The 7,467-nt window shown below is 44.6% G+C and carries 6 protein-coding genes and 1 pseudogene; 4 read left to right on the forward strand and 3 right to left on the reverse strand.

Annotation, left to right across the window (positions count from 1 at the left end; translation table 11 throughout):
* Positions 1–282, reverse strand: a 282-nt coding sequence (locus tag IM509_RS19040; protein ID WP_502882267.1) for a helix-turn-helix domain-containing protein, incomplete at its 3' end; no start/stop codon positions are given.
* 74 nt (positions 283–356) lie between these two features.
* On the opposite strand from IM509_RS19040, the gene IM509_RS19045 reads away from it, so the two are divergent.
* Both IM509_RS19045 and IM509_RS24205 read left to right on the forward strand, forming a co-directional pair.
* Positions 357–1,715 carry an SUMF1/EgtB/PvdO family nonheme iron enzyme gene (locus IM509_RS19045; RefSeq protein ID WP_052277870.1) on the forward strand — a complete coding sequence of 453 codons (1,359 nt, stop codon included), beginning with the start codon at positions 357–359 and terminating at the stop codon, positions 1,713–1,715.
* 153 nt (positions 1,716–1,868) lie between these two features.
* Positions 1,869–1,985, forward strand: a pseudogene (locus tag IM509_RS24205) (Uma2 family endonuclease); the annotation flags it as partial.
* Positions 1,986–2,007: 22 nt separating this feature from the next.
* Here IM509_RS24205 and aspS read toward each other — a convergent pair.
* Positions 2,008–3,795 (reverse strand): aspartate--tRNA ligase, encoded by a 1,788-nt coding sequence (aspS, locus tag IM509_RS19050; protein WP_052277871.1) that lies wholly within the window; start codon positions 3,793–3,795, stop codon positions 2,008–2,010.
* Positions 3,796–4,015: 220 nt separating this feature from the next.
* Between aspS and IM509_RS19055 the strand changes: the two genes are divergently transcribed.
* Positions 4,016–4,798 (forward strand): aldolase/citrate lyase family protein, encoded by a 783-nt coding sequence (locus tag IM509_RS19055; RefSeq protein WP_185236941.1) that lies wholly within the window; start codon positions 4,016–4,018, stop codon positions 4,796–4,798.
* A 1,216-nt stretch (positions 4,799–6,014) separates the two neighbouring features.
* Here the strand turns inward: IM509_RS19055 and IM509_RS19060 are convergent.
* Positions 6,015–6,842, reverse strand: coding sequence for a DUF3598 family protein (locus tag IM509_RS19060; protein WP_185236944.1), 828 nt, complete (start codon positions 6,840–6,842; stop codon positions 6,015–6,017).
* 37 nt (positions 6,843–6,879) lie between these two features.
* Here IM509_RS19060 and panD point away from each other — a divergent pair, with 37 nt between their 5' ends.
* On the forward strand, positions 6,880–7,299 hold the full coding sequence (gene panD, locus IM509_RS19065) for an aspartate 1-decarboxylase (protein ID WP_052277873.1): 420 nt from the start codon (positions 6,880–6,882) through the stop codon (positions 7,297–7,299).
* Positions 7,300–7,467 lie beyond the last annotated feature (168 nt).

The raw sequence follows: 7,467 nt of genomic DNA on the forward strand, positions 1-7,467 counted from the left end.
AGTGAAAGCTGTTTGTAAATGTCTTAACCCTTGTTGTAAAGGTACACAGCTAACTTCATTGAGAAAGTTTAATTCTTCTTGTTTTTTCCAATCGGTCAACATTGAAGAAGTTTGAGCGTAGCCTACTCTTTCTTGTCTTTCGTACCAAGCTTGTGTTCGTTCGTGGAGAGCTTTGTTGTAAACTAATCTTACACAGCCCAATGTGCGCCGCAATAGCGACTCTTGTGTTGGTGTGGGGTAAAATCGGTAGCGATAGCTTTTCCATATCCCGCATTCTAGCATATATCGTGTAAATGTGCTAATATTTGACGGTAAAGCCAACCTAGAACGGCGGGGTTTCAGACCCAAAATTTCCGATGAAAAAGTCAGAGATCCAAATTTTCCTAGCTCACGCTAGTGAGGACAAACCAGCAGTTTTGGCACTGCATGACCGCCTTAAGCAAGCGGGATATAAACCTTGGTTAGATAAAAAAGACCTGATTCCGGGTCAAATTTGGCGAGATGAAATTCCGAAGGCGATTAAAGCTAGTCAGATTTTTCTCGCCTGTCTGTCAGCGAAATCGGCTAATAAACAGGGATACATCCAACGGGAGTTGAGGATTGCACTTGATACCTTGGGACAGATGCTACTGGGGACAATTTTTTTTATTCCCATGAGGTTAGAAGAATGCGAAATTCCTGATCTGCGACTTGCAGAAGTTGGCTTGAATCTGCGAGACCTCCACTGGCTTGATTATTGGGAAGAAGACGGATTTGAGCAACTAGAAAGAGCAATTACCTATCAATTCAAGCTTGAACCAGAAGAGCCAAAACAACTGTTATCAGTATTTAACTTTGAGGTGGTGGGAGTAAATGCGAAGGGTGAGCAAATTAGAAAAGAGTCGAAACAGTCCCAATATTTCAGGGAAGATCTGGGCAAAGGCATCACCTTAGAAATGGTCGCCATTCCGGGGGGAACTTTCCTGATGGGAACAGAAGATGAGGAAATCGAAAGACTGGTGAAAAAATTTAATTGGGAAGGATTTAGAAGGGAAAGACCACAACATGAAGTAAATGTCCCACCCTTCTTTATGGGTAAATATCCCATCACCCAGGCTCAGTGGAAAGCGATCGCCTCTCGCACGGATTTAAAAGTTAAACAAGACCTTGATCTCAACCCAGCCTATTTTAAATACCGTCCCCATAGCGATCGCCGTCCCATGGAACAAGTCAACTGGTACGATGCGATCGAGTTCTGTGCGAGATTATCAAAACTAACGGTTCGGGAATACCGACTACCGAGTGAAGCGGAATGGGAATACGCTTGTCGTGCTGGAACCACCACCCCGTTTTACTTTGGGGAAACCATTACGGGGGAATTGGCTAACTACAATGCCACTAATACCTACGCCGATGAACCGAACGGAGAATATCGAAGCGAAACAACTCCCGTGGGACAATTTCCCCCAAACGCCTTTGGACTGTACGATATGCACGGCAATGTCCGGGAGTGGTGCGCCGATACTTGGCACGATAACTATGACGGTGCGCCGACGGATGGCAGTGTCTGGATAGAAAATGGTAATGATAATCGTTCTCCTCTGCGGGGCGGTTCCTGGGGCTACAATCCGAATTACTGCCGTTCCGCGATTCGCTACGACTACTACTTCCGCCGCGTCAACCGCATCAACAATTACGGTTTTCGGGTAGTCTGCATTTTCGGGAGAACTCTCTAACCCTTTTTCCTTTTTCCCCTTTTACCCTCATTCCCTATTTTTTCTTTTCTTTCCCGCCCTTAGGCGGGTCGATTTTGTAGGGGGCGAACTCGACCCATTTGGTCGATTTTTGCTTAACAATTGTCAAGGATTGTTAAGATGCGCTTACCCTGCACTTTTCCCCTAGTTCCCAAAACTAAACTCTAGGAATTTTTAGCCACTGCTAAAGAGGATGAAGTGAGGGCAGAAAAGAATTTAAGAGCATGGTGTCAACAGACTTGCAAAAATTAGGTGGGCATTGCCCACCCTAATCTTAGGATGGCGGTTTGTAGGTAGAAGCAACGGATAATTCTTTTAATTGCTTCGCTGCCACTGTTGAAGGTGCAGAAGTGAGTAAACAACTAGCTTGCTGGGTTTTCGGGAAAGCAATCACATCGCGAATTGATTCTTCTCCTGCTAACAACATCACCAAGCGATCTAAACCGTAGGCGATGCCACCGTGGGGAGGGGTTCCGTATTCAAAAGCTTCTAACAAAAAGCCGAATTTATTATAGGCTTCCTCTGGGGATAGACCGATGGTAGCGAAGACTTTTTCCTGTACTTCCCGTTGATAGATCCGCAAACTGCCGCCACCGATTTCAATACCATTAAAAATCATATCGTAGGCTAGGGCGCGAGCCTGGGCTAGATCGTCTAAATCTTCGGGATTAGGGGCAGTAAAGGGGTGATGCAATGCTTCTAGGCGTTTTTCCTCGGCGTTGTATTCAAACATCGGGAAATCCGTCACCCAGAGGAGGTTGATTTTCTCGGGATCAATTAATCCCAATTGTTCCCCTAAAACTAAGCGTAGGCGGGATAGGGATTTATTGACTGTATCGGTATCTCCTGCCCCAAATAAGAGCAGATGCCCCGGTTTTGCGCCAGTCTTCTCGATTAAAGCCTGTTTTTGTGCCTCTGTCAGGTTATCTTTAATCGCACCGATGGTATCAAAATCGTAGTCCTCGCGCACGCGGATGTAGGCGATTCCCTTCGCACCCGCATCGGTGGCTTCTTTGAATAAATCCCCACCCGGTTTGATTCTGACGTTAGAAATCGCCTCGTTACCGTTGGGAATCGGTAAAACTTTCACCGTCCCACCACTAGCGATCGCACCTGAAAACACCTTAAATCCCGAATCGGCAAAAATCTCCGCCACATTGACCAATTCCAAGCCAAAACGAGTATCGGGGCGATCGACCCCATAGCGATCCATAGCCTCAGCATAGGTTAAACGGGGCAGGGGCAGGCTTATATCGATATTTTTGACTTTTTTGAAGATATGAGCGATTAAAGCCTCATTCAGGGCTAAAATCTCGCTTAAGGAGAGAAAACTCATCTCCATATCCAACTGAGTAAATTCCGGTTGACGATCAGCACGCAGATCTTCATCCCGGAAACAGCGAGCGATTTGATAGTAGCGATCCATTCCCGACACCATTAATAATTGCTTAAATAATTGCGGTGATTGGGGTAAAGCGTACCATTGGCCGGGGTTGACACGGGAAGGAACCAGATAATCCCGCGCTCCTTCGGGAGTTGATCGAGTTAAAATTGGTGTTTCCACTTCGATAAAATGCTGTTCATCTTCGAGAAAACGGCGCATTTCCTTGACAACTTGGTGACGTAGTTGTAAATTCTGACTCATACGCTCCCGGCGTAGGTCTAGATAGCGGTATCGCAAGCGCACATCTTCCCGTACCGATTCACTTTCGGAACTGGAGACGACAAAAGGCAGTTGTTTAGTAACCCCGTTGAGAATCTCGATGCTACTGGCATAAATTTCAATTTCTCCGGTGGCAATGCGGGGGTTAAGGGATTCGGGGGGACGTTGACTGACTGTTCCCGTCACCTTGATGACATACTCGTTTCTGACGGTTTCAGCGATGGGGTAGGAAGCGGGAGTTCGTTGGGGATCACTGACGATCTGGACAATACCACTGCGATCCCGTAGATCAATAAAAATAACGCCACCGTGATCGCGACGGCGATCGACCCAACCGAAGAGGGTGACACTTTTTTCAATTTCGATCGCGCTAAGGTCGCCACAGTAGTGAGTTCGCATAGTCTAACTAGAGAATTACTTATATTACGAATGTAGTATAGAAAGGATGTGGCCAGAAAAAAATCAGACGGCCTTGCTCATTATGCCAGTATTTTGTCGCTCTTGTCCCCTTGTTTAGGGTATTTTTATGGTCTCTTAGTCCTCAGCTATCGGCTTTTCGCGGATCGGCTATAATTAACAAGGATCCTCTAGCAGTTACCGATTGTGAACGATTAAAATCATGAATTCCTTAGAAAAAAAAATGGTGGAACTGTTAAGAGAACTCAGGGAAGATCACCATGTTTCAGGGGTAAAAGCGGAATTCGAGACGGAAGGAACCCGACTGACGGAAGCGATGCGGTTGAAAGAAATTAGTCTGCAAGCGGGGGTGGATTTTAATCTGAAAATCGCCGGTTGCGAAGCGATCAGAGATATCTTTGATGCGGTTAATTTAGGAGTCGATCGCTTGATTGCTCCCATGGTAGAAACAGGCTACGCTTTACAAAAATATCTGCGGGCAGCTAGGAGGGTTTTAGCTGATCAAGGGGTGGAAGATGTGGAGTTATTGGTTAATATTGAAACGATTACTGCCTGTGAGAATTTTCAGGAAATGTTAGCGATTCCAGAGATAAAATCTCTCGATGGTATCGTCATCGGACGGATGGATTTAGCCTGTTCTTTGGGATTAACTCGCCGGGATGTCAATAGCGAGCAAGTTTTGGATCTGGCTTTACCTTTGGCAAAAAAAGCTAAGGCTGCCGGTTTGACTGTGGCTATTGGGGGTGGGGTGTCACTAGATTCTTTACCGTTTTTCAAAATGTTCTGCCAAGGACATTTTGACCGCTTCGAGACGCGCAAAGTTATCTTTAATTGTCCCCAAGCTTTGGATAATTTTAGTTTAGCTTTGCCCAAGGCGATCGAGTTTGAATTACTCTGGCTAGAGAATAAAAAAAATTATTATGGTGCTATTGTTCGTGAAGATGACCTGCGTTTAGAAATTCTCCATAATTTACTTTTTGGTTAAAGATATTAGTCCTTCGATCGACCGTTCAAAACTCGAGCTTCTCTCATCCTAACCAGTAAGTACCTAGGCAAAATTATTTACACATGACGATCATTGCCCCGTAAGGGTTTTAGCTCGATCGGGCAGGTAATTAATTTTGCATGACTACTTAATACTACATCCTGTTTAAAAGGTATAGGGAAGCAGCGGAGCAGGGAGCAGGCTCTCTTATTCTTGGTGTGTTTAAGTATCTAAGCACAATTAATTACACATCTAAGCCACTACTCCGTCAGACTTCTGATGTGAGGAAACAGTGAACTGAAAACTCAAATCCGATCCCTAATAGCTGTATCCCGTCTCGGAGTCTCGGAGTCTCGGAGTCTCGACTAGGAAATTAATTTTGCACGACTACTTAACTTATATGGGAGCGCTCAATCTTTGTGTCCTTCGTGTCTTTGTGGTTCGCACCACACCCCACACCCACCAACAAACTTTTTGCCGCAAACCCTAGATAGTTAACAGTTTCCCACCCCCATTAGCTAATCTGGATACTTTCCTCGCAGCACATCTGGTACATTTTGTCAAAAAAACTTTTTCGTTTTAACATAAGTACACATATTTTTGGCAAAAGATCTTTTTCGTCAGAGGAGCAATTGGCAAGTTTTTCCTGGGGACGAATTAGTCATCCTAGACTGGGTAAGGGTTTCAAGGCACAAAGACTAAAAATGCACAGAGTAACCCAATTATTATATTTTAGCAGCAGGCTGTAACTATTGCAATCTCGTTGACAAATAGGAATTTTTCTCAATTATTTTTTAAGAAAAGTAAAGATTAAGGAATGTAAATTTAAATCTTCTCAAGTATATTGGGATTTTGATAAATTTTGCTTATATAAAGCAGCCCTTAGCATTCAGCTTCTGAGAGCAGTTATCTTATTGGTGAAGTACAAAGTTGTTGTTTTGGGAAGTCTCCGAGCAAGGAGACGATGCCAAATCCAGTTAAGTAGGTAGTCGTTAAAAATTATCAGATGCCCCCCTTATTAAGGGGGGATTAAGGGGGGGACTAAGGGGGGATCGGCACCCCCCTTATCAAGGGGGGCAGGGGGGATCTGAGGCAAAATCTATCTTCAATTTAATTATAACTACTTACTTATAATTCATCTTTAGGAGAAACCCGATATTTTTCAGTGTAATTAGTCAATTTCCTTTTTATTATCAATCTAGCCGAGGGCTGACGGCTAATAGCTTTCTTTTTCCTCCGTTACCAGAGTAATACCCGTCCATTCTCCCTTATCATCATAAGAACGAATTAAGCGCTGTCTTTGAGTAGGAGAAAGTAACCAACCCACCTCTAAAACAAAAGGATGACCGGCAGTAATTTTCAGAGGTGTATTACAGGAGGCTCCATCGGGCAGCAACAGTATTTGAATCGGCAGCGGACCATTTTCAAACAACAATCTTTGTCCCTCGATACGAGCGCTAGAAGTGATTTGATTATCACCAAAAGTCAAAGTTTGCGAGAGATAATTATCCCCCTGACGCTCGATCGATATATGGGTAGAATAGGCAGCAGAATTATAAAAATCCCGTCCCGTTGTCACTGCTTGTCCTCGCCATTGACCCAGTAATTGCTCCACCGTTAACATCGGTCTTTCGGGTGACTGAGAATCAACTAACTTTTCCCGAATTAAAGTCAAGCGATCGAACTCACAGCGTTCATTAAATAACTGGACGATTCTTAATCGTCTTTCCCCAGAGATTAAGCCAAATTCTGCTCCGAATTGTGAGGAAAAACTACTAAAATATAGAGAACCTTGGCAAAAAGCTCCCGTCTGGCTAAATAGAATACCCTGATGGAGAGAACTATACTCTAAAATTAAATCTTCCGGCGCTCGATCGCTGTAGAGACGGCGGACCAATTGACGAATTGATCGATTATTATTAATGCCTTGCAAAGATACCAAAGTCGGGGTATCTTCGATCAAGTCGCCTTGGGGAGACAGACGGGTAAAAGAACCTTGCCATTGACCGAGATTTTTGAGTAAACATTCCCACTGGGAGAGCATAATAATTGAGGTAATTGGGGGAAATAGGACAAAATACATGGGAACAATTCGATTAATGCACGCCAAACTCCATCGAGTGCGCGTCAGCGAGGCTAACGTCGATTATGTCGGCAGTATCACTATCGATCGAGAATTGATTGAGCGGGTCGGTATTTTGCCGCTTGAAGAGGTGGATGTGGTCAATCTTAGCAATGGTAAGCGCTTTTCCACCTACGTTTTTCCCGGCCAAACTGGGGAAATTTGCCCCAACGGTGGTGCGGCTCTGCTCTGTCAACCCGGAGATATTTTGATTATCTATGCCTACGAACAACGTCCGAGGCAAGAAGTTCTCGAAAACGGTCATTTTGCCAAAGTTCTCGTCGCTGATGCTGAAAATCGCTGTCAGCAATTTTTTGAACAGAGCCTAATTCCCCGGGGTGATGGTCGGGGAGTGGAATTCTATAGTCAAGAATGCTGATTCTTGTCCTCAATTTGTTAACTTTCCCGTCATCGGAAATTTTGGGTCTGAAACCCCGCCGTTCTAGGTTGGCTTTACGTTAGAATTAAAAGGCCAGTCTCGAAAACCAAGTGGACGGCGCAGCACCTTGAAAACTCGGCTTAGGGGGTTCCGACCAGAAAAGCTTGG

The organism is Microcystis sp. M31BS1, assembly GCF_020245285.1.
Taxonomy (GTDB): Bacteria; Cyanobacteriota; Cyanobacteriia; order Cyanobacteriales; family Microcystaceae; genus Microcystis; species Microcystis panniformis.